Genomic DNA, 19,838 nt, shown 5'->3' with positions numbered 1-19,838 from the left:
CGACTACAGTCGGCCTATGACCAAGTGGGAATACTCAACTGTGCCGCTGCTCGTCCACGCCACGAAGCAGATCCTGGACACCTGGGGCGAGGACGGCTGGGAGCTCGTCCAGGTGGTGCCCGGCCCCAACGCCGAGCAGCTCGTCGCCTACCTGAAGCGCGAGAAGCAGGCGTGAGCGCGGTCGAGGCCCGGCTCGCCGACCTCGGCCTGACGCTGCCGGAGGTCGTGCCCCCGCTGGCCGCCTACCAGCCCGCCGTGCGCTCCGGGCAGTACGTCCACACCGCGGGCCAGCTCCCGATGGTGGACGGCCGGCTCCCGGTCACCGGCAAGGTCGGCGCCGAGGTCACCGCCGAGGAGGCCAAGGTCCTGGCCCGGACCTGCGCGCTGAACGCGCTGGCCGCCGTCAAGTCCGTCACCGGCGACCTGGACCTGATCGCCCGCGTGGTGAAGGTCACCGGCTTCGTCGCCTCCGCCGCCGACTTCACCGGCCAGCCCGGTGTCCTCAACGGCGCCAGCGAACTGCTGGGCGAGGTCCTCGGCGACAAGGGCGTGCACGCCCGCAGTGCCGTGGGCGTCGCGGTGCTCCCGCTGGACGCTCCGGTCGAGGTCGAGATCCTGGTCGAGCTGCTGCCGTAGCCCGCCCGGACTCCGTTCCGGTACCTCTCGAACATCTGCCCTGTTCGGGATAGCCTCCGCCCATGGCGAACGGTCAGTGGTACCCCCCGGAGTGGCCCGACCGCATCCGCGCTCTCGCGGACGGCACGCTCACTCCCGTCGCCCCCCGGCGGGCGGCGACCGTGCTGCTGCTCAAGGACACCCCGGCCGGTCCGGCCGTCCACATGCTGCGCAGACGCGCCTCCATGGCCTTCGCCGGAGGCGCGTACGCGTATCCGGGCGGCGGTGTCGACCCGCGCGACGACGACCACCACGTGCGCTGGGCGGGCCCCGCGCGCGCGTGGTGGGCCGACCGGCTCGGTGTGGACGAGGCGGGCGCCCAGGCGATCGTCTGCGCGGCCGTGCGCGAGACGTACGAGGAGGCCGGGGTCCTGCTCGCCGGGACCGGCCCCGGCACGGTCGTCGGCGACACCAGCGGCGACGACTGGGAGGCGGACCGGCTCGCCCTGGTCGCGCACGAGCTGTCCTTCGCGGAGTTCCTGGACCGCCGGGGCCTCGTACTGCGCTCCGACCTGCTGGGCGCGTGGACCCGGTGGATCACCCCGGAGTTCGAGTCCCGGCGCTACGACACCTGGTTCTTCGTCGCCGCCCTCCCCGGGGGGCAGCGCACCCGCGACCTGTCCACCGAGGCCGACCGCACGGTGTGGACCCGGCCCGCCGAGGCCGCCGCCGGGTACGACAGGGGCGAGCTGCTGATGATGCCGCCCACCATCGCCACCCTGCGCCAGCTCCTGCCCTACGGCACCGCGGCCGAGGCCCTCGCCGCCGCACCGGAACGCGATCTCACTCCGGTGCTCGCGCGGGCCCGGCTGCTGGACGGCCGGGTGGAGCTGAGCTGGCCGGGGCACGACGAGTTCACCAAGCACGTCCCCGCCGCTCCGGGCCCGAGTGGAGGAGCGGCATGACCGACGCGGCCGCCCTGCCCGGCCAGCCCCGCGGCGCGGTCGGTTCGGGGCCGGCCACCGAGCGCGCCGTCAACGTGCTCGCGCCCAACGCCTCGCCCATGACGCTGGACGGCACCAACACCTGGATCGTCGCGGAGCCCGGTTCCGACCTCGCCGTGGTGATCGACCCGGGCCCGCTGGACGACGGCCACCTGCGCCAGGTCGTCGACACCGCGGAGAGGGCCGGCCGGCGGATAGCGCTCACCCTGCTCACCCACGGGCACGCCGACCACGCGGAGGGCGCGTCCCGGTTCGCGGAGATCACCGGCACCCGCGTGCGCGCCCTCGATCCCGCGCTGCGGCTCGGGGACGAGGGGCTGGGCGCCGGGGACGTGGTCACGGTCGGCGGGCTCGAACTGCGGGTCGTCCCCACGCCAGGCCACACCGCGGACTCCCTGAGCTTCCATCTCCCGGCCGACCGGGCCGTGCTCACCGGCGACACCGTCCTCGGGCGCGGCACGACCCTGGTCGCCCATCCCGACGGACGCCTCGGGGAGTACCTGGCCTCGCTGCGCCGGCTGCGCTCGCTGACCGTGGACGACGGCGTGCACACCGTCCTGCCGGGCCACGGGCCCGTCCTGGAGGACGCCCAGGGCGCCGTCGACTTCTACCTCGCCCACCGCGCCCACCGCCTGGCCCAGGTCGAGACGGCCGTCGAGAACGGCCACCGCACCGCCGAGGCGGTCGTCGCACACGTCTACGCCGACGTCGACCGCTCCCTGTGGCCTGCGGCCGAACTGTCGGTACGGGCGCAGTTGGACTACCTGGGTGAGCACGGGCTCATCTAGGACGCGCCCTCGGTGCCGTGCACGCGCGCGTACTCCCCGACCAGCCACGGGCCCAGGTCGTCCACGTAGCCGCGCAGGATCGCGGCGTCGCCGACGGGCTCGCGGCCGTAGCGGGCGGCCACGCGCATCTGGGCGGCCCGGCGCGGGTGGTAGGCACCGAAGACCTCGGCCATCACGGCCAGGTCACTCGTCCAACCGTTCCAGCGGGGCATGACCAGGGTGAAACCGGTGCGCACCAGGTGCCGTGACATGAACCGGACCAGCGGACGCCGGGCCTCCTCGGTGTCGGCGGCCTCCGCGATCCGCTCGCGCCAGTGCGGGAGCCGGCCGGCGAGGTCGCCGTTGGTCTCGCGGGCGAGCCGGGGAGTGGGCCGGTAACGGGGCAGGAACCCGGCGAGGTCGTCCCCGAGCAGCGGGGTGCACAGGCAGGCCAGGAACCACCCCATGTCGTACCGCTCGCCCTCGCTCAGCAGCCGGGCCGCGCCGTACAGCAGCGGGCCCACGCCGTCGATCTCGGGGAACTCCCGGTCCAGGGCCGCACCGAGGGCCGTCAGGGCGGTGCGGTCGGCCTCGGTGGGCTCGCCGCGCAGCGCGACCAGGAGGTCCAGGTCGCTGCGCCCCACGCGCGCGGTGCCGCGCGGGACGGAGCCGTAGAGGTAGCCGCTGTGCAGCCGGTCGCCGAAGGTCTGCGCCAGCCCGTCCCGCGCGGCGGCCACCACGGGGCGGAACGCGTCCTGCACGCGCGCGAGGGAGCCCTCACGGGCGATGAACCCCTCGGCGTCGAGGCCGTGGGGGGCGGGCGGTCCGGACATGCGGACACTGTGCACCGCCGGAGGCGGCGGTGCAGGCGATTCACGGGCAGGCGTCAGCGCGACCGCTTCGCGAGGCGCTCCACGTCCAGCAGGATCACCGCGCGGGCCTCCAGCCGGAGCCAGCCGCGCTGGGCGAAGTCGGCCAGGGCCTTGTTGACCGTCTCGCGGGAGGCACCGACCAACTGGGCCAGCTCCTCCTGGGTGAGGTCGTGCACCACGTGGATGCCTTCCTCGGACTGCACGCCGAAGCGGCGCGAGAGGTCCAGCAGGGCGCGGGCGACACGGCCGGGCACGTCGGAGAAGACCAGGTCGGACATGGCGTCGTTGGTCTTGCGCAGCCGGCGGGCGACGGCACGCAGCAGGGCGCCGGCGACCTCCGGGCGGACGTTGAGCCAGGGCTGCAGGTCGCCGTGGCCGAGGCCGAGCAGCTTGACCTCGGTCAGCGCGGTCGCGGTGGCCGTGCGCGGGCCCGGGTCGAACAGCGACAGCTCACCGATCAGCTCGCTGGGGCCGACGACGGCCAGCATGTTCTCCCGCCCGTCGGGGGAGGTGCGGTGCAGCTTGACCTTGCCCTCGGTGACGACGTAGAGCCGGTCGCCGGGGTCACCCTCGTGGAAGAGGGAGTCACCACGGGCGAGGGTCACCTCGCTCATGGAGGCGCGCAGCTCCGCGGACTGCTCGTCGTCAAGAGCCGCGAAGAGCGGGTTGCGCCGCAGAACGTCGTCCACGAGTTCTCTCCTTGTCGAGCTGCTCAGGGGATGTTCCTCCCCAGCGTGCCAGGGGACCGTGTTCCCCGTTTTCCCGGACGGTCCAAACAGTGTGATCTGTCACAAGGATGCCGCACAGGTGTCCCGGGGTAAGCGGCAGGGGTCCAATCGGGGGCCGATCTTCCGGGTCCGGCGCGGATGTCGGTACCGGGCTCTAGGCTGGCCGGGTGTCCAAATCGCCGGTGAGAGCACAGGCCGAGGGGGCTGCGCGGGTGGTTGCACGACGCGATTCCGCCGTGGGCGAACAGGATTCCTACGGAAGTGGCAAAAAGGTGAAATCCATTAAAAAGGACCCCGCGAGGACGGCCGCCGGGACAGCCGGCGAATCGCACACCGCGCTGGTCCGCCGCGCCCGCCGGATCAACCGCGAACTCGCCGAGGTCTACCCGTACGCCCACCCTGAGCTGGACTTCAAGAACCCGTTCCAGCTCCTGGTCGCCACGGTCCTGTCGGCCCAGACCACCGACCTGCGCGTCAACCAGACGACCCCGGCGCTGTTCACCGAGTACCCGGCCCCGGAGGACCTCGCGGCGGCCGACCCCGCCGAGGTGGAGGAGATCCTGCGGCCCTGCGGCTTCTTCCGGGCCAAGACGCGCTCGGTCATAGGGCTGTCCAAGGCGCTCGTGGAGGACTTCGGCGGTGAGGTCCCCGGCAAGCTGGAGGACCTGGTCAGGCTGCCCGGAGTCGGCCGCAAGACCGCCTTCGTGGTCCTCGGCAACGCCTTCGGCCGGCCCGGCATCACCGTGGACACCCACTTCCAGCGGCTGGTGCGGCGCTGGAAGTGGACCGAGGAGACCGAGCCCGAGAAGATCGAGGCCGCGGTCGGGGCGCTGTTCCCCAAGAAGGACTGGACCGACCTCTCCCACCACGTCATCTGGCACGGCCGCCGCATCTGCCACGCCCGCAAGCCCGCCTGCGGCGCCTGCCCGATCGCCCCGCTCTGCCCGTCCTACGGCGAGGGCGAGACCGACCCGGACAAGGCCCGGGGACTCCTCAAGTACGAGAAGGGCGGCTTCCCCGGCCAGCGGCTCGACCCGCCCCGGTCCTACCTGGACGCCGGCGGCATCCCGGCCCCGCCGCTGGGGGCCGCATGACACGGGAACGATCACGGGGCAGTCGGGCGTTGGACATGGCGGCAGGGGGTGGCATGACGTACACGCGTGACACGCAGGAGAGCCCGGTGGCGGTGCGCAGGGAAGGGCTGCCGGGCTGGCTGGAGCCGGTGGCGCGGGCCGCCGAGACGGTCCAGCCGCTCCAGCTCAGCCGCTTCCTGCCGCCCGAGGACGGCGGCGGGCGCCAGTCGGCGGTGCTGATCCTGTTCGGCGAGGGCGAGCGCGGCCCCGAGCTGCTGCTGATGGAGCGTTCCGGCTCGCTGCGCTCCCACGCGGGCCAGCCTTCCTTCCCCGGCGGCGCCCTCGACCCCGTGGACGGCGATCCCGAGACCGACGGCCCGCTGCGGGCGGCCCTGCGCGAGGCCGAGGAGGAGACCGGGCTCGATCCGGCCGGCGTCCAGCTCTTCGGTGTGCTGCCGGCCCTCTACATCCCGGTCAGCGAGTTCGTCGTCACCCCCGTCCTCGGCTGGTGGCGGGAGCCCAGCCCGGTCGCGGTGGTCGACCCGGCCGAGACCGCCCGCGTCTTCACCGTCCCCGTGGCGGATCTCACGGACCCGGCCAACCGCGCCACCGCCCTGCACCCCAGCGGGTTCCGGGGCCCGGCATTCCTGGTCGAATCGGCGCTCGTGTGGGGGTTCACCGCCGGGATCATCGACCGGCTGCTGCACTACGCGGGCTGGGAACTGCCCTGGGACCGGACCCGGCAGGTCCCGCTCGACCGCCGGTCGTGACAGGGTGTCGTGCGTGATCGTCACCGGGGGAAAGTCGACGGGCGGGGCCTGAAGCGTTGAACGTGCTGGACATCCTGTTGCTGCTGGCCGCCGTCTGGTTCGCGGTCGTGGGCTACCGCCAGGGCTTCGTCGTCGGCATCCTCTCGGTGGTCGGCTTCCTCGGCGGCGGCCTGCTCGCCGTCTGGGCGCTGCCCCCGGTCTGGGACGCGGTGACCGGCGACGCCGAGGTCGGCACGGTGGCCGCCGTCGTCGCGGTCGCCGTCGTCATCGTGATCGCCTCCGTCGGGCAGGCCCTCACCACCCACCTGGGCAACAAGCTGCGCCGCCACATCACCTGGTCCCCGGCCCGCGCCCTGGACGCCACCGGCGGCGCCCTGGTCAACGTGGGCGCCATGCTGCTGGTCGCCTGGCTGATCGGCTCGGCCCTCGCCCAGACCACGCTGCCGACGCTCGGCCGGGAGGTCCGCGGCTCCAAGGTGCTGGTCGGGATGGACCAGGTGCTCCCCGTGCAGTCCGACACCTGGTTCAGGGACTTCGGCTCCGTCCTCGCGCAGAACGGCTTCCCGCAGGTCTTCAGCCCCTTCTCGGACGAGCAGATCCGCGAGGTCCAGCCCCCGGACCCGGCCCTGGCGAGCAGCGCCGTGGCGGTCCGCGCCCAGCGCTCCATCGTCAAGGTCACCGGCACCGCCCGCGGTTGCGGCAAGGTGCTGGAGGGCACCGGCTTCGTCTTCGGCGACCGGCGCGTGATGACCAACGCCCATGTCGTCGGCGGCGTCGACGAACCCACCGTCCAGATCGGCGGCGAGGGCCGCACGTACGACGCGAGCGTGGTCCTCTACGACTGGCGGCGCGACATCGCCGTCCTGGACGTGCCCGACCTTCAGGCGCCCGTGCTGCGGTTCGCCTCGAAGGAAGCCGGCAGCGGGGACGGCGCCATCGTGGCCGGCTTCCCGGAGAACGGCGCCTACGACGTGCGCGCGGCGCGGGTGCGCGGGCGCATCACGGCGAACGGCTCGGACATCTACCGCCGGGGCACGGTCAGCCGTGACGTGTACTCACTCTTCACCACCGTCCGCGAGGGCAACTCGGGCGGCCCCCTGCTGACCCCTCAGGGCAAGGTCTACGGCGTGGTGTTCGCCAAGTCGCGCGACGACGCAGAGACGGGGTACGCCCTCACCGCCGACGAGATCCGCCCGGACATCACCCGGGGGCGCACGGCCGACAGCGAGGTGGGAACCGACGACTGCGCCCTGTGAGGCGCCCGTGCCCGGTCGAGGTGACCCGGGTTCAGGTGCGCGCGGTATGACGCAGGCGCACCGAGACCCAGCGGGCCCGGCGGCGCAGGATACGCGGAATCCCCACCCTCGGGTCCGCCTCCGCGAGTTGCGGCGTTCCTGGTTGCGGCGAATCCGTCCCGGAGACCGAGCGTCGTTCGCGGGGTGCGTCACCGTAGTCGTGCGTCCAGCCCATACCCCGACGTGTGCCCCCGCCCCAAGGTCAGTAACCGCTTCCGAGCCCCCCGATCGGCCTATGCGTCAGGCATGTGGCAGTTCGGTGACCAAACAGTCGGAAACGGTCGGGAAATCGGACACTCGGCGCGGTCGAACGGTCACCGGTCGGGTTCGGGGTCCTTCAGCCAGTTGATCAGCTCGGTGGAGAACGCCCCCGGGTCCTCCTCGTGCGGGAAGTGCCCCAGTCCGTCGAACAGCCGCCAGCGGTAAGGCGCCTCCACGTACTCCCCCGACCCGGCCGCGCTGCGCGTACGGGTGACCGGGTCCAGCGAGCCGTGCAGATGCAGCGTGGGCACCCGGACCGGCCGCTTCATCCGCCGGTTGAACTGGATGCCGTCGGGCCGGGCCAGCGACCGCACCAGCCAGCGGTACGGCTCGATCGAGCAGTGCGCCGTCGACGGGATGCACATCGCCCGCTGGTACGCCGCCACGTCCGCGTCCTCCGGCAGGCGTGGCCCGGACCAGTCCCGGATCAGCTCGCCCACCAGCGCGCCGTCGTCGGCGGTGAGCCGCCGCTCGGGAATCCACGGCCGCTGGAACCCCCAGATGTAGGAGCTGGCCGCCGTCTGCCGTGCGTCCCGCAGCATCGCCGCGCGCCAGCGCCTCGGGTGGGGCATCGAGGCCACCGCGAGCCGCCGCACCAGCTTGGGCCGCATCGCCGCCGCCGTCCACGCCAGGTAGCCGCCCAGGTCGTGGCCGACCAGCGCGGCGTCCGGCTCGCCGAGCGAGCGGATCACCCCGGTGACGTCCAGCGCGAGGTTGGCCGGGTCGTACCCGCGCGGGGTGCGGTCGCTGCCGCCCACGCCCCGCAGGTCCATGGCCACGGCCCGGTAACCCGCGCCCGCCAGCGCGGACAACTGGTGCCGCCAGGTCCACCAGAACTGCGGGAAGCCGTGCAGCAGCAGCACCAGGGGGCCGTCGCCCAGCTCCGCGATGTGGAAGCGCGCGCCGTTGGCGGCGACGTCCCGGTGCGTCACCCGCTCCCCGGAGGGCAGGTCGAGGCGTACGGCCGGTGCGGCGGCGGGTTCCGTCATGAGGACGAGCGTGCCACAGCCTTGTGCGCCTGGTCCGCCACCGGCAGCTCACGCGGGTGCGGCCTGGCGTTCTGCAGGACGCCCGCCGACTCCTTCACGGACGCGGCGACCTTCTGCGGACCCTTGCTCTTCTTCGCCTTCTTGGCGAACACCACACCGATCAGGGCGAGCACACCGGCCACCAGAACATTGGCGGCGAAGGACAGCAGGAAGCACACCGCGAGGTTCCAGTGAGTCCAGGTCCGGATGCCGTACGCGAGCGCGAAGTTGAGCATCGGCAGGGAGAACACCAGCACCGCGCCCGCGCCGGAGAAGGCCCCGCCGCTCGCCGCGCCGCGCTTCACGTCCCGCTTGAGCTGCGCCTTGGCCAGCGCGATCTCGTCGTGCACCAGCGCCGACATCTCGGTCGTCGCCGAGGCGACCAGCTGGCCGATGCTGTGTTCGGCGCCGACCGGCCTGCCGTCGGGTGCGCTCATCGCGTTCTCTCCCTCTGCTTGTGCTGCCGTCTTGTTTTGTACCGTCTCGTCAGATCATGCCGGACGACCGTTCTCCTCGCCTGCCCCGCCCGGCACTTCGGCACGCGCGTGGCGCGCGGCGGCGGACAGCCCGGCCGCGATCCGCCGGTGCTCGGCGGCCTTCCCCTCATGGATCTCCGCCATGCGCAGGTGGTACGCCGGGTCGTCCTGCTCGTAGACGTCCGGGATGCCGTCCTGGTCCTCGTCGCGCTCCTCGTCCTCGCACAGCCGCCGGTACCTGGCGTTGCGCACCTTCAGCAGCACCGTCGCACAGACGGCCGCGATCAGCGATCCGACGAGTACGGACGCCTTCACCTCCTCGGTGAGCGCGAGGTCACCGGTGAAGGCCAGCTCGCCGATGAGCAGGGAGACGGTGAAGCCGATCCCGGCGAGCGTGGCGACCGCGAAGACGTCGGCCCAGGCCAGCCCCTCGCTCAGCGAGGCACGGGTGAAGCGCACCGTCAGCCAGGTCCCGCCGAAGACACCGGCCGCCTTGCCGACGACCAGGCCGAGCACCACCCCGAGCGTCTCCGGGCGCGTGAACACCTGGGCCAGCGCCCCGCCGGACACCGGTACACCCGCGCTGAACAGAGCGAACAGCGGCACCGCGAGTCCGGCCGACAGGGGCCGTACCAGATGCTCCAGCCGTTCACCCGGCGACTGCTCCTCACCCTCGCGGGTGACGCAGCGGAGCATCAGGCCCATCGCCACTCCGGCGATGGTCGCGTGGACGCCGCTGTTGTACATCAGGCCCCAGATGACCAGGGCCAGCGGCAGATAGACGTACCAGCCGCGCACTCCCTTGCGCAGCAGCAGCCAGAACAGCACGAGGGCGGCGACGGCCCCGCCGAGCGCGGCGAAGTCGATCCGGCCGGTGAAGAAGACCGCGATGATCAGGATGGCGAACAGGTCGTCGACCACGGCGAGGGTCAGCAGGAAGGCGCGCAGCGCGCTGGGCAGCGAGGTGCCGATGACCGCGAGGACGGCGAGCGCGAAGGCGATGTCGGTGGCCGTGGGTACCGCCCAGCCGGCCAGGGAGCCGCCGCCGGCGAGGTTGGTGAGGGTGTACACCAGCGCGGGTACGGCCATCCCGCACAGCGCGGCCACCACGGGCAGCACCGCCGCCTTGGGGTCGCGCAGGTCACCGGCGACCAGCTCGCGCTTCAGCTCGACGCCGGCGACGAAGAAGAACACCGCGAGCAGGCCGTCGGCCGCCCAGTGGGCGACGGAGAGATCCAGGCCGAGGGCGGCGGGGCCGAGGTGGAAGTCGCCGACGACCTCGTACGCGTGGCGCCACGCGGGGACGTTGGCCCAGATCAGCGCGGCTATGGCGGCGGCGAGGAGGAGGACACCGCCCACGGTCTCGGTGCGCAGCGCGTTCGCCACAGCGGTCCGCTCCGGCAGCGACAGGCGCGCGAGGGCCTTGCGGGCGGCGTTGGCGGTGCGGGGCGCGGCCACGATGGAAACCTCCGACTGGTGGGCATGACAGAACGCTTGCCGACCAGACTTCCCGGCGCACCTCGAGGTACGGCCTGTCGCCGTACTTTGTTTACTTTACCTAAGAGCGGGTGCCCCGGCGCGCCGGCCGGGACACCCGCTGAGCGCCTCGGCTCAGTCCTCGCCGGCCGAGGACGGCAGCTTGGACTGGATGAGCGTCATGACCGTGGAGTCGGTCAGGGTGGTGACGTCTCCGAGCTGGCGGTTCTCCGCCACGTCCCGCAGCAGCCGGCGCATGATCTTGCCGGAGCGGGTCTTGGGCAGCTCCGCGACCGGCAGGACGCGCTTGGGCTTGGCGATCGGACCGAGGGTGGCGCCGACGTGGTCGCGCAGCTCGGCGACCAGCTTCTCGTCCTCGGCGGCCGAGCCGCGCAGGATGACGAAGGCGACGATGGCCTGCCCGGTCGTCTCGTCGGCGGCGCCCACGACCGCCGCCTCGGCGACCGCCGGGTGCGACACCAGCGCCGACTCCACCTCGGTGGTGGAGATGTTGTGGCCCGACACCAGCATCACGTCGTCCACCCGGCCGAGGAGCCAGATGTCCCCGTCGTCGTCCTTCTTGGCACCGTCGCCCGCGAAGTACCTGCCCTCGAAGCGCGACCAGTAGGTGTCCAGGAAGCGCTGGTCGTCACCCCAGATGGTGCGGAGCATCGACGGCCAGGGCTCGGTGAGGACCAGGTAGCCGCCGCCGCCGTCGGGCACCTCGTTCGCCTCGTCGTCGACGACGGTGGCGCTGATGCCGGGCAGCGGGCGCTGCGCGGAGCCGGGCTTGGTCTCGGTGACGCCCGGCAGCGGCGAGATCATCATCGCGCCGGTCTCGGTCTGCCACCAGGTGTCCACCACCGGCGTGCGGTCGGCGCCGATGTTCTTGCGGTACCAGACCCACGCCTCGGGGTTGATGGGCTCGCCCACCGAACCCAGCACCCGGAGCGAGGTCAGGTCGAACTGCGCGGGGATGTCGTCGCCCCACTTCATGAACGTCCGGATCGCGGTGGGCGCGGTGTAGAGGATCGAGACCCGGTACTTCTCGACGATCTCCCAGAAGCGGCCCTGGTGCGGGGTGTCCGGCGTGCCCTCGTACATCACCTGGGTCGCGCCGTTGGCCAGCGGGCCGTACACGATGTACGAGTGGCCGGTGACCCAGCCGACGTCGGCCGTGCACCAGTAGACGTCCGTCTCCGGCTTGAGGTCGAACACGGCCCAGTGGGTGTAGGCGGCCTGCGTGAGGTAGCCGCCCGAGGTGTGCAGGATGCCCTTGGGCTTACCCGTGGTGCCGGAGGTGTAGAGGATGAACAGCGGGTGCTCGGCACCGAACGCCTCCGGGGTGTGCTCGGCGGACTGGCGCCCGACCAGCTCGTCCCACCACACGTCCCGCTCGGCGTCGAACGCCACGTCCTGCCCGGTCCGGCGTACCACCAGCACATGCTCGACGGTGCCGTCCGCCTTGGCGACCGCGTCGTCCACGGCGGGCTTGAGCGCGGACGGCTGGCCCCGGCGGTAGCCGCCGTCGGCCGTGATGACGACCCTGGCGTCCGCGTCCTTGATCCGGGTGGCCAGCGCGTCGGCCGAGAAGCCGCCGAAGACCACCGAGTGCGCGGCTCCGATGCGGGCCGCGGCCAGCATGGCGATGGCGGTCTCGGGGATCATCGGCATGTAGATGGCGACCCGGTCGCCCTTGCGGACACCCAGCTCCAGCAGCGCGTTGGCCGCCTTGGAGACCTCGTCCTTCAGCTCGGCGTAGGTGAGGGAGCGGCTGTCGCCCGGCTCGCCCTCGAAGTGGATGGCGACCCGGTCGCCGTTCCCGGCCTCCACGTGCCGGTCCACGCAGTTGTAGGCGACGTTCAGCTCGCCGTCCTCGAACCACTTGGCGAACGGCGGGTTCGACCAGTCCAGCGTCTTCGTCGGCTCCTTGGCCCAGCTCAGCCTGCGGGCCTGCTCGGCCCAGAAGCCGAGCCGGTCCGCCGCGGCCTGTTCGTACGCCTCGGCCGTGACGTTGGCGTTCGCGGCCAGGTCGGCCGGCGGCGCGAAGCGTCGCTCCTCCTTCAAGAGGTTGGCCAGGCTCTCGTTGCTCACGACATCTCCCTTTCCCAGGGTGTCCGTTGTGTCCCAGGCCACACCTCATCAGACGTCGGGGCTGATGACAAGGGTGGACCGCAGAATTGGTTTAGACCTTTCTGCGGTCCGTGTGCGGGTGGCCGCTCAGACCAGGCTGCCCACCTCCGGCATCTCCCGCACGTTCTCCCTGACGTCCTCCCTGACGTCCTCTCTGACGTCGTGGAACACAGCGCCTCCCGCCTCGTCCCCCTCGCCGCCGAGCAGGTACGCCCGCGCCTCTCCGACGTGGAAGTACATGCCGTGCAGTTCCAGCGCACCGGCCGCGAGGGCGCGCGCGACCGACTCGTGCGCCCGCAGATGGGTCAACTGCTGCACCACGTTGGCCAGTGACAGCTCCTCCACCGGGTCGGACACCGGGCGCGGGGCTAGCCGGGGCCGCTCCGGGTTCCCCTCGGACAACCGGGCCACGCTCGGCTCCCCGTACCGCAGCCACCGGCGCAGCGGAGTCGGGGCGGTGCCGGGCTCGGCGGCGAGCAGGGCCTGCATCGCCCCGCACCCGGAGTGCCCGCACACCGTGATCGACCTGACCCCGAGCACGTCCACCGCGTACTCGATGGCTGCGGCCACCGAGTCGTCCCCGTGCTCCTGGCCGGGCGGCGGCACCAGATTGCCGACGTTGCGCACCACGAACAGGTCGCCGGGACCGCTCGCGGTGATCATCGAGGTGACGAGCCGGGAGTCGGCGCAGGTGAGGAAGAGCTGTGAGGGCCGCTGTCCTTCCTTCGCCAGCCGGGCCAGTTCCTCCCGGACCAGGGGTGCGGTGTTCCGCTGGAACGAGCTGATACCGCGGGCCAGTTCGTGGGTTTCGGGACGGGGGCCGCCCGGGGTGCCGGCGGCGTGCCGTGCGGCTGCCGCGGGCATGTCGCACCGGTGGTTGCGCCACGGGGTCCAGGGCCGGCACCGGCAGACGGTGGAGGACGGGTCGCCCGCGCTCACCCCGGTGCGGCGGTCCTTCAGTTCGGCGCTGCCGCCCCGCGCGATGTGGGAACTCCGCCAGTCCTGGAACGACTCGTGCGCCGCGTGGTCCATGAACGAGCCGTCCAGCTCGACGACGGCTCGGGTGCCGTGCGGGACGCGGTGCAGGGCTCTGCTGAGCCGGGGCACGGCGAGGAACGTCAACTGTCCGCTCACGCGGACGTGGTGCACTCCCTCCTTCTCCTCGTGGGTGACGCGGGTGTGGGTGAGGCGGTGCAGGGCGAGGGCGACGGCCACGGCGATGCCGAGGAGCACGCCCTGCAGGACGCCGAGGCAGACCACGCCGACGGTGGTCGCGGCGTACACCGGTACCTCGCGGTGGCGGGTCACCGTGCGGATGTGGTTCAAGGACACCATCTGGATGCCGACGGCCATCACCAGGGAGGCGAGCGAGGCGAGCGGGATCTGCTCCAGCAGGGGGACCAGCAGCAGGGCGGCGATCACCACGAGGCCGCCGTGCAGCATGGTGGAGTTCCGGCTGACGGCGCCGGAGTTGACGTTCGCCGTGCTGCGTACCGCCACCCCCGCGACCGGCAGTCCGCCGAGCGCGCCGGAGACGATGTTGGCCGCACCCTGGCCGAGCAGTTCGCGGTCGAGGTCGGAGCGCCCCACGCGTGCGGGGCCGGTGCGTCCGGCGGCCAGCTTGTCCACGGCCACCGCGCCGAGCAGCGACTGCACGCTGCACACCAGGGTGGTGGTGAGCACGGCGGCGACGATGCCGAGCGTGGGACCCTGGGGCAGTCCGGCCAGGGCGTGGCTGCGCCAGGACGGCAGGTCGACGCGGGGCAGGGTGAGCCCGGTCAGCGCCGCCGTCCCGGTGGCTCCGGCGACGGCCACGAGCGCGGCCGGCACCTTGCGCAGCCGGCTGCCGACGGGGCCGGGGATGCGGGGCCAGGCCAGCAGCAGGGTCAGTGTCAGGGCGCTGATCACCAGGGCGGCCGGGTCGAGACGGGCCAACTGTGCCGGGAGCGCGCGCAGGTTGGTGAGGACGGAGCTGTCCGGGCGGCCGCCGAGCACGATGTGCACCTGGGCCACGGCGATGGTGATGCCGATGCCCGCGAGCATGCCGTGCACGACCGCCGGGCTGACGGCGAGCGCGCCGCGCGCCACTTTGAGGCAGCCGAGGCCGAGCTGAGCGAGTCCGGCGAGGACGGTGATGCCGCAGGTGGCCCGCCAGCCGTACTGGTGGATGAGGTCGGCGGTGACCACGGTCAGACCGGCGGCGGGCCCGCTGACCTGCAACGGGCAGCCGCCGATCCGGCCGGCCACGATCCCGCCGACCGCGGCGGCGACCAGGCCCGCCTGGAGCGGGGCGCCGGTGGCCAGGGCGATGCCCAGCGAGAGCGGCAGGGCGATGAGGAACACCGCGATGGACGCGGAGACGTCGGCGCTCTCGACGCGGAAGCGGCGGCGCCGGGGCGGTGGGGTGGCGGGCGGGGAGTGTTCGGTACGGAGTGGTGCGCAGGCTGACATGTTCCCGTCTCCTCCGGGGCAGCGCGGTCGCGGTCTGTGGGATCCCGCTCTGGGGCAGGGGTTTCGGTCGCGGCCATGGGTCACGGCGGGATGGTTCAACGCTCGGTAAACGAACCGTAATCCAAAGTAAAGGCTCGGCATATCTTTCCGCAGCAAATGGCGCATATGTGCACTCTGCCGAGTGAAGTGAGCATTTCTTTGGCTTGTCGTACTAATTCCTTCTCCGTCTCATGCGACTTTGGCGGCGCCGCTGAGAGGAATCCGGCGCATCACCAGAAAACGCCCTCATCGGCGTTCGTCTGAGCGTTCGCCCGAGAGAAGGAAGAAGGTGGGCGGAACATGGCCGCCACCCAGAGGATCGCCGTCTGTGCCGTGGTCGCCGCTGCCGGTGCCGCGTCCCTCGCGGGCTGCGCCGCCGACCCCGGCGGAACACGGGAAGGCGCGTCCGGCCCACAGAAGGGCGCCCCGGCTCCCCAGAGCGTCGTCCGGTTGATCGGTGACGGCTCCACCGCTTACACCGGCGCGCAGCCGCACCTGCCGAGGCCCGAGAAGCTGAAGCCCGGTCAGAAGCCCCCGCAGTTCGTGGTGTTCTCCTGGGACGGGGCGGGTGAGGACAGCCAGAAGCTGTTCTCCCACTTCCGGAAGGTCGCCAAGGACAACCACGCCAACATGACGTTCTTCCTCAGCGGTGTCTACATGCTGCCGGAGGAGAAGCGGGACCTCTACAAGCCGCCGCAGCACTCGCCGGGCCGCTCCGACATCGGCTTCAACGACGAGCAGGGCATCGCCGACACCGCCAAGCAGGCGCGCCTCGCCTGGCTGGAGGGCAACGAGATCGGCACCCACTTCAACGGCCACTTCTGCGGTCCCGACGGCGGGGGCGGCCAGTGGTCCGTGGCCGAGTGGAAGAGCGAGATCAACCAGGCCAAGGAGTTCGTGAAGACCTGGAAGACCAATTCGGGCCTGAAGAAGTCCTCGCCGCTGCCCTTCGACTACGACAAGGAGCTCATCGGCGCCCGCACCCCCTGCCTGGAGGGGCAGAAGAACTTCGTCAAGGCGGCGAGCCAGATGGGCTTCCGCTACGACTCCAGCGGCGTGAACAACCAGGTCTGGCCGAAGAAGCGGGAAGGGCTGTGGGACCTCTCCATGCAGCTCGTGCCCTTCCCCGGCCACACCTTCGAGCAGCTCACCATGGACTACAACTTCATGGTCAACCAGTCCGGCACCCGGACCCAGGGCGACCCCGACAGGTTCGCCCTGTGGGGCGACGAGATGCGCGACGGCCTCCTCAAGGGCTTCGCCCGCGCCTACGACGGCAACCGCGCGCCCCTGATCATCGGCAACCACTTCGAGTCCTGGAACGGCGGCACCTACATGCGTGCCATCGAGGACGTCGTCAAGAACGTGTGCAACAAGCCAGACGTCCGCTGCGTCTCGTTCCACGAGCTGGCCGACTGGCTGGACGCCCAGGACCCGCAGACCCTGGCCAGGCTGCGCACCCTGGAGGTGGGCGAGGCGCCGAAGCGGGGCTGGGCGTCCCTGCTCTCCGGCCGCCCGGCCCCGGCGCCGAAGGGTGTCCCCGGAGCGCCGGCCGCCAGGCAGTAGGCGTCGGGCGGCGGGGAAGCGGCGGGTGTCAGGCGGGAGCCGCCACGCTCTCGCCGAGCACGAAGCCGGGGTCGATCTGCGCCGCCAGGTCGGCCCCGGTGCGCTCGTTGCCCCACGACTGGGCGTTGCGCAGATGGAAGTGGACCATCTGCCGGGTGTACCGCTCCCAGTCCCGCGACCCGTACGTCGCGTCGGCGGCGGCCCGGAGCGTCTGCAGCGCACGGGCGTTGCCGTCCTCCAGCAGGCCGAAGCGCGGCGGACGCCCCTTCTCCATGGCGCGCACCCAGTCCGAGTGCCCGACCGTCACCAGCAGGTCCTCCCCGACCTCCTCGCGCAGGAAGTCGACGTCGTCCGGGCCCTGGACCTTGTTGCCGACGACCTTCAGCGTGACGCCGAAGTCGCGGGCGTACTCCTTGTACTGGCGGTAGACGGAGACCCCCTTCCGGGTCGGTTCGGCGACGAGGAACGTCATGTCGAACCGGGTGAACATGCCGGAGGCGAAGGAGTCCGAGCCGGCGGTCATGTCCACCACCACGTACTCGCCCGGGCCGTCGACGAGATGGTTCAGGAACAGCTCCACCGCTCCGGTCTTGGAGTGGTAGCAGGCGACTCCCAGGTCGGCTTCGTTGAAGGGGCCGGTGACCATCAGGCGGACGGCCCTGCCGTCGAGTTCCACCGGGCACGCGCAGGCGTCGTAGATCGCGTCGGGCTCGCCCAAGCGGACCAGCCGCGAACCCGTGCCGGGCGGAGTGGTCTTGATCATCGTCTCGGTCGAGGTGATACGCGGGTTGGTGCCGCGCAGATGGTCCTTGATCAGCGGCAGCCGGTCGCCCATGGCGGGCAGCGCCGCCGCCTGGTCCTCGTCGAGGCCGAGCGCGGGGCCGAGGTGCTGGTTGATGTCCGCGTCGATGGCGACCACCGGGGCTCCGGCGGCGGCGAGATGGCGGATGAAGAGGGAGGAGAGCGTGGTCTTGCCGCTGCCGCCCTTCCCGACGAAAGCAATTTTCATGTTCACGAAGGGTAGTCAGGGTGTAGCTGTATGTGCTGGGAAGCCTGCGAACATCACTCCTTCGAGCGGTGTGAAGGCCGAACAAGGGGCGCCGGTCGCCCGGAGGCGCGGGCGCGTAGGGTCGACCCCATGAGTACGACAGGAGCGACCGCAGATCCGCTCGCGGCCCTGGGCTCGCTGCCCGGCGTGGCCGACTCCGTGGAGTCCGTGCGCAAGGCCGTGGACCGGGTGTACGGGCACCGGATCATGCGCCGTCGCAGCAACGCCATCACCTCCGAGGCCGCGCTGCGCGGCGCCCGCGGCTCGGCGGCGCTGTCCGGCGCGGACTGGGCCCTGGAGGAGGTGCGGCGCCGCACCGACTTCAGCACCGGCGACGAGGCGCGCGTCATGGGCGCGGCCCTGCGGCTCACCGCCGAGGCCGGGCAACTGCTGTCCATCTGGCGGCAGTCTCCGCTGCGGGTGCTGGCCCGGCTGCACATGGTGGCCGCCGCGAGCGAAACCGACGGGGTGGGCCGGCCGCGCCAGGCGGGCGAACTCGCCGACGAGCCGCTCATCGAGCTGCCGCTGCCGGACGCCCCGGAGGTGTCCGGACGCCTGGACGGCCTCGCGGAGCTGATCATCGCCGGGTCCTCCGCGCCGGCGCTGGTGACGGCCGCCGTGGTGCACGGCGAGATCCTCGCGCTGCGTCCCTTCACCTCCCACAACGGGCTGGTGGCACGCACGGCCGAGCGCATCGTCCTGATCGGCAGCGGCCTGGACCCGAAGTCGGTGTGCCCGGCCGAGGTCGGCCACGCCGAACTGGGCCGCGCCTCCTACCTCGCGGCGCTGGACGGATACGTCTCCGGCACCCCCGGCGGCATGGCGGCCTGGATCGCCCACTGCGGGCGCGCGGTCGAGCTGGGCGCACGCGAGTCGACGGCGGTCTGTGAGGCCCTCCAGCGCGGAGCGGCCTGACCCCTCACACATGGATGCGGCGGTACGAGGGTCCTCGTACCGCCGCTGGCATGTTCACCGGGTTACCAAGCGTCCTCGATATGTTGCTCATCAGGTCGGGGTCTTTGCCCGGCCCTGGTGCAGCAGGCCCGTAATCGACGGTCCGACGTCGCGTGGGTGCCCGGTGTTCATGCGAGGTCCGTGGGGCCCAGATGCGTAGTGACAGGGAATCCTCTCGGATGTCCTCAGGTCCCGCAGGCCGTGAGTCCTTTGTACTGCAACCTCGCGTGGAGCGAAACCCCTGCCCGGACTTCTTTACTTTCCGGTTCAGAAGCGGGCGAAACGGGCAGTGGGAGGCCTTCGGTCAGACGGTCGTGCTCCGGCGCCTGCTGGCGTACCAGACCAGGCCCGCCGTCGCGGCCGCCGCGCCCAGTGCCGCCGCCGCGACGACCACCGGGCGGGGCGCGTGGAGCGAGGGCAGGCGCTGCTTGAGCCGCACCGGCTTGCGGAACTCCAGTACCGGCCAGCCGCGGGAGACGGCCTCCCGGCGCAGCGTGCGATCGGGGTTGACGGCATGCGGGTGACCGACGGCCTGGAGCATCGGCAGGTCGGTCGCCGAGTCGCTGTAGGCGAAACTGCGGTCGAGGTCGTACCCCTCGGACGCGGCCAGCTCCCGGACCGCCTCGGCCTTGGTCGGACCGTACGCGTAGTACTCCACCTCGCCGGTGAAGCAGCCGTCCTCGCCGACCACCAGGCGGGTCGCCACCACCCGGTCGGCGCCGAGGAGTTCGCCGATCGGCTCCACGACCTCCGCGCCCGACGTGGACACGATCACGACGTCCCGGCCGGCCGTGTGGTGCTCCTCGATCAGGGAGGCGGCCTCGTCGTAGATGATCGGGTCGATCAGGTCGTGCAGGGTCTCGGCCACGATCTCCTTGACCTGGCGCACGTTCCAGCCCCGGCAGAGCGCGGAGAGGTACTCCCGCATGCGCTCCATCTGGTCATGGTCCAAACCGCCGGCCAGGAAGACGAACTGGGCGTATGCGGTGCGCAAGGCCGCTCTGCGGTTGATCAGTCCGCCTTGGTAGAACGACTTGCTGAAGGTGAGCGTGCTGGACTTCGCAATGACCGTCTTGTCCAGGTCGAAGAAGGCGGCTGCGCGCGGCAAGGAGTGGTTTTCCACGTCCCCGAGCATAGGCGCCCACCATTCGGCGTAAGGTGGGGCGCGTGGGTTTGCCTGAGAAGCCTCTCGGGTACACCATGGAAGTCACGGATCGTTCGCGACCGTGCTAACCCCGGCCCGACTCCTCCCCCCCCGAGTCGGCCGTGGGGACGACCCCCG

General features: G+C 71.9%; 19 protein-coding genes. 9 read left to right on the top strand and 10 right to left on the bottom strand.

Annotation, left to right across the window (positions count from 1 at the left end; translation table 11 throughout):
* The first annotated feature begins 16 nt into the window (after nucleotides 1-16).
* The 4 genes from ACWCV3_RS07880 to ACWCV3_RS07865 all read left to right on the top strand — a co-directional run bounded on the left by ACWCV3_RS07880 (nucleotide 17) and on the right by ACWCV3_RS07865 (nucleotide 2,407).
* Nucleotides 17-175: a DUF4177 domain-containing protein gene (locus tag ACWCV3_RS07880; RefSeq protein WP_161191989.1), complete on the top strand. Its 159-nt coding sequence runs from the start codon at nucleotides 17-19 to the stop codon at nucleotides 173-175.
* Complete coding sequence (locus ACWCV3_RS07875; protein WP_451220014.1) at nucleotides 172-636, top strand: RidA family protein; 465 nt, start codon at nucleotides 172-174, stop codon at nucleotides 634-636. The genes ACWCV3_RS07880 and ACWCV3_RS07875 overlap by 4 nt, the downstream gene beginning before the upstream one ends.
* A gap of 62 nt (nucleotides 637-698) precedes the next feature.
* Nucleotides 699-1,580 (top strand): NUDIX hydrolase, encoded by an 882-nt coding sequence (locus ACWCV3_RS07870; protein ID WP_451220012.1) that lies wholly within the window; start codon nucleotides 699-701, stop codon nucleotides 1,578-1,580.
* A complete protein-coding gene (locus tag ACWCV3_RS07865) occupies nucleotides 1,577-2,407 on the top strand; it encodes an MBL fold metallo-hydrolase (RefSeq protein WP_451220009.1) in 831 nt (276 codons plus the stop codon). Before ACWCV3_RS07870 ends, ACWCV3_RS07865 begins: the two co-directional genes overlap by 4 nt.
* On the opposite strand, the gene ACWCV3_RS07860 is transcribed toward ACWCV3_RS07865, so the two are convergent.
* Together ACWCV3_RS07860 and ACWCV3_RS07855 are read right to left on the bottom strand one after the other, a co-directional pair.
* A complete protein-coding gene (locus tag ACWCV3_RS07860; protein WP_451220006.1) occupies nucleotides 2,404-3,219 on the bottom strand; it encodes a nucleotidyltransferase in 816 nt (271 codons plus the stop codon). The genes ACWCV3_RS07865 and ACWCV3_RS07860 overlap by 4 nt on opposite strands.
* A 53-nt stretch (nucleotides 3,220-3,272) precedes the next feature.
* Complete coding sequence (locus tag ACWCV3_RS07855; RefSeq protein ID WP_030811441.1) at nucleotides 3,273-3,947, bottom strand: Crp/Fnr family transcriptional regulator; 675 nt, start codon at nucleotides 3,945-3,947, stop codon at nucleotides 3,273-3,275.
* 311 nt (nucleotides 3,948-4,258) lie between these two features.
* On the opposite strand from ACWCV3_RS07855, the gene nth reads away from it, so the two are divergent.
* Genes nth through ACWCV3_RS07840 form a run of 3 tightly spaced genes read left to right on the top strand, consistent with a single transcriptional unit; the run spans nucleotide 4,259 to nucleotide 7,085 of the window.
* On the top strand, nucleotides 4,259-5,080 hold the full coding sequence (nth, locus tag ACWCV3_RS07850) for an endonuclease III (protein ID WP_451220002.1): 822 nt from the start codon (nucleotides 4,259-4,261) through the stop codon (nucleotides 5,078-5,080).
* A gap of 53 nt (nucleotides 5,081-5,133) precedes the next feature.
* Nucleotides 5,134-5,829 (top strand): NUDIX hydrolase, encoded by a 696-nt coding sequence (locus tag ACWCV3_RS07845; protein ID WP_451219999.1) that lies wholly within the window; start codon nucleotides 5,134-5,136, stop codon nucleotides 5,827-5,829.
* A gap of 56 nt (nucleotides 5,830-5,885) precedes the next feature.
* A complete protein-coding gene (locus tag ACWCV3_RS07840; protein ID WP_451219996.1) occupies nucleotides 5,886-7,085 on the top strand; it encodes a MarP family serine protease in 1,200 nt (399 codons plus the stop codon).
* 31 nt (nucleotides 7,086-7,116) lie between these two features.
* On the opposite strand, the gene ACWCV3_RS07835 is transcribed toward ACWCV3_RS07840, so the two are convergent.
* The 6 genes from ACWCV3_RS07835 to ACWCV3_RS07810 form a co-directional block, all read right to left on the bottom strand.
* The gene (locus ACWCV3_RS07835; RefSeq protein WP_451219993.1) at nucleotides 7,117-7,299 is read right to left on the bottom strand and encodes a hypothetical protein; all 183 of its coding nucleotides are present in this window, start codon (nucleotides 7,297-7,299) and stop codon (nucleotides 7,117-7,119) included.
* Between the two features lie 139 nt (nucleotides 7,300-7,438).
* Nucleotides 7,439-8,374, bottom strand: coding sequence for an alpha/beta fold hydrolase (locus tag ACWCV3_RS07830; RefSeq protein WP_451219990.1), 936 nt, complete (start codon nucleotides 8,372-8,374; stop codon nucleotides 7,439-7,441).
* Nucleotides 8,371-8,850 (bottom strand): phage holin family protein, encoded by a 480-nt coding sequence (locus ACWCV3_RS07825; protein WP_451219987.1) that lies wholly within the window; start codon nucleotides 8,848-8,850, stop codon nucleotides 8,371-8,373. Before ACWCV3_RS07825 ends, ACWCV3_RS07830 begins: the two co-directional genes overlap by 4 nt.
* 54 nt (nucleotides 8,851-8,904) lie before the next feature.
* Complete coding sequence (gene nhaA, locus ACWCV3_RS07820; protein WP_451219985.1) at nucleotides 8,905-10,347, bottom strand: Na+/H+ antiporter NhaA; 1,443 nt, start codon at nucleotides 10,345-10,347, stop codon at nucleotides 8,905-8,907.
* Between the two features lie 153 nt (nucleotides 10,348-10,500).
* On the bottom strand, nucleotides 10,501-12,459 hold the full coding sequence (gene acs / locus ACWCV3_RS07815) for an acetate--CoA ligase (protein WP_451219982.1): 1,959 nt from the start codon (nucleotides 12,457-12,459) through the stop codon (nucleotides 10,501-10,503).
* Between the two features lie 126 nt (nucleotides 12,460-12,585).
* A complete protein-coding gene (locus ACWCV3_RS07810; RefSeq protein WP_451219979.1) occupies nucleotides 12,586-14,949 on the bottom strand; it encodes a SulP family inorganic anion transporter in 2,364 nt (787 codons plus the stop codon).
* Nucleotides 14,950-15,288: 339 nt separating this feature from the next.
* On the opposite strand from ACWCV3_RS07810, the gene ACWCV3_RS07805 reads away from it, so the two are divergent.
* Nucleotides 15,289-16,554, top strand: a complete 1,266-nt coding sequence (locus tag ACWCV3_RS07805) for a hypothetical protein (protein ID WP_451219976.1) — start codon at nucleotides 15,289-15,291, stop codon at nucleotides 16,552-16,554.
* Nucleotides 16,555-16,582: 28 nt separating this feature from the next.
* Here ACWCV3_RS07805 and ACWCV3_RS07800 read toward each other — a convergent pair whose 3' ends face one another.
* The gene (locus ACWCV3_RS07800; RefSeq protein WP_451219973.1) at nucleotides 16,583-17,563 is read right to left on the bottom strand and encodes an ATP-binding protein; all 981 of its coding nucleotides are present in this window, start codon (nucleotides 17,561-17,563) and stop codon (nucleotides 16,583-16,585) included.
* A gap of 129 nt (nucleotides 17,564-17,692) precedes the next feature.
* Between ACWCV3_RS07800 and ACWCV3_RS07795 the strand changes: the two genes are divergently transcribed.
* Nucleotides 17,693-18,517: an oxidoreductase gene (locus ACWCV3_RS07795; protein ID WP_451219970.1), complete on the top strand. Its 825-nt coding sequence runs from the start codon at nucleotides 17,693-17,695 to the stop codon at nucleotides 18,515-18,517.
* 343 nt (nucleotides 18,518-18,860) lie between these two features.
* On the opposite strand, the gene ACWCV3_RS07790 is transcribed toward ACWCV3_RS07795, so the two are convergent.
* Nucleotides 18,861-19,691: an HAD family hydrolase gene (locus tag ACWCV3_RS07790; protein WP_451219967.1), complete on the bottom strand. Its 831-nt coding sequence runs from the start codon at nucleotides 19,689-19,691 to the stop codon at nucleotides 18,861-18,863.
* Between the last annotated feature and the right edge of the window lie 147 nt (nucleotides 19,692-19,838).

This window comes from Streptomyces sp. NPDC001781 (assembly GCF_053596035.1).
The sequence above is the reverse complement of the archived record's forward strand: the minus strand, read 5'-3'. Positions and strand labels throughout refer to the sequence as shown.